The following is a 1,528-nucleotide window of genomic DNA, read 5'->3' as shown; positions in this document are numbered from 1 at the left end:
CCCGCTTGCCTATCCGGTGAGGGCGAGGTTGTGCATCCGGGCGATGCCGAGCATGGCGTGGTGGACGCCGTCGCCTTTGAGGCGGCAGTCGCGGAGAATCTTCCAGGTCTTCATGCGGGCAAAGACGTGCTCGACGCGTGCTCGTACCTGCTTGTGGGACCGGTTGTGTTCCTCCTTCCAGTCCGGCAGTTCAGCCTGCCCTTTCGCCCTTCGGTGCGGGATGACCAGTCCGGTGCCCTGGTAGCCGCCGTCAGCGATCGTGGTGGTGTTGCCGACGGCGGCCTTGGCGCCGGACTCCTCCCAACCGCGGGAGTCGTGCCGGTTGCCCGGCAGAGGCCGGCCGACCACGACGACGAGACGGGTGTCCGCGTCGATGACGACCTGGTGGGCAGTGGAGTACCGATAGTTCTTCGACTGCTCCGCCACGGAGTGGTCGCGGGTGGGAACCAGCGTGCCGTCCACGATGAGCACGGCGCCCTTGGCGAACCGCTTGCGTGGCTGGAGCGCCAGCATCGGCCCAAGGTGGTTGATGATGCGGTCCGCCGCCGACTTCGAGACCCCGAACAGCGGAGCGAGCTGCCGCATCGTCAAGTTCGTGCGCCAGTATGCCGCCACCAGCAGAGCACGGTCCTCCAGAGGCAGGCTCCACGGCCGGCCCCTGCGGACCGCATCCGCACCCGTGCGCCGCAAAACGGTCACCAGCTTGCCGAACTGGCGCGGGCTCAGCCCTGTGAAGGGGGCTATCCAGGCAGACTCCGATGCCGTAATCACACAGGCCACACCAAGATCATTTCATGTGGTGACCAGCAGCTCGACTCGCCTCTCAGCTCCCGCTGAGCGGAGACTCCCACGTGGGATCGTGCAGGGATCTTCTCGTGAGGTGGGCCAGCAAGTGCTCCGCCGTGTTGGAGGCAGTGTCTTGTGGCACGCCGACCACCGCCAGGGCGGAGGTGAGCCTGGCCGATGCCTGTTCTGGCACCTCCGGGTCGGTAAGAAGCGGAAGGACAAGCAGGAGGCGGGCTGCTGTGTCCTGGACACCTTCCGCACCGGAGGAGGGGCTGTCAGCGATGCGGATCAGTTCGCGCCACGTCAGCCCAGTACCCCTGAAATCTCCGTCCCAACTCGCGATCTGCTGGACGTAGCTCCTGCCGGGATGGGTGAGGAGATAGTCGGTGCCGTAGTCGCCGTCCAGGTTGCGGTAGACCACCACGACTCCAGGGCCAGTTACGGCCGGCACCCGAAACACCGGCCAGCGTTCCGGATCGAAGAGGACCTCGGACAGGGCATCGGCATCGGCGCCGTCGTCGCCGAACCACTCAGGAACCGGCCGTTCGACACACCCCCCGTCGCTGCACATCGCCAGAAGGTAGTTCGACCAGAAGCCCGGGCGGGCAAGCAGTGACTCACCCGCCACCAACGCGTCGGCGTCATATCCCTTGATCAGCACCCCTCGATCCTGTCACCAGCCACTGACAGGGTCCGCTCCGGGATCGACAAGGGGGGCGCCCAGTTACGGGACAGGTCTTAG

2 protein-coding genes are annotated in these 1,528 nt (G+C 66.2%); both read right to left on the bottom strand.

What is annotated here, in order from left to right; translation table 11 throughout:
• Positions 1-9: 9 nt before the first annotated feature.
• Entirely contained in the window at positions 10-780 is a 771-nt protein-coding gene (locus ACZ7H1_RS37340) for a transposase (RefSeq protein WP_470792946.1), read from the bottom strand.
• Positions 781-823: 43 nt separating this feature from the next.
• Complete coding sequence (locus tag ACZ7H1_RS37335; protein ID WP_470792945.1) at positions 824-1,447, bottom strand: hypothetical protein; 624 nt, start codon at positions 1,445-1,447, stop codon at positions 824-826.
• Positions 1,448-1,528: the final 81 nt, after the last annotated feature.

This window comes from Streptomyces sp. NPDC037401 (genome assembly GCF_055602345.1).
Note: the sequence above shows the minus strand (reverse complement) of the source record. Positions and strands in the feature narration are given on the sequence as shown.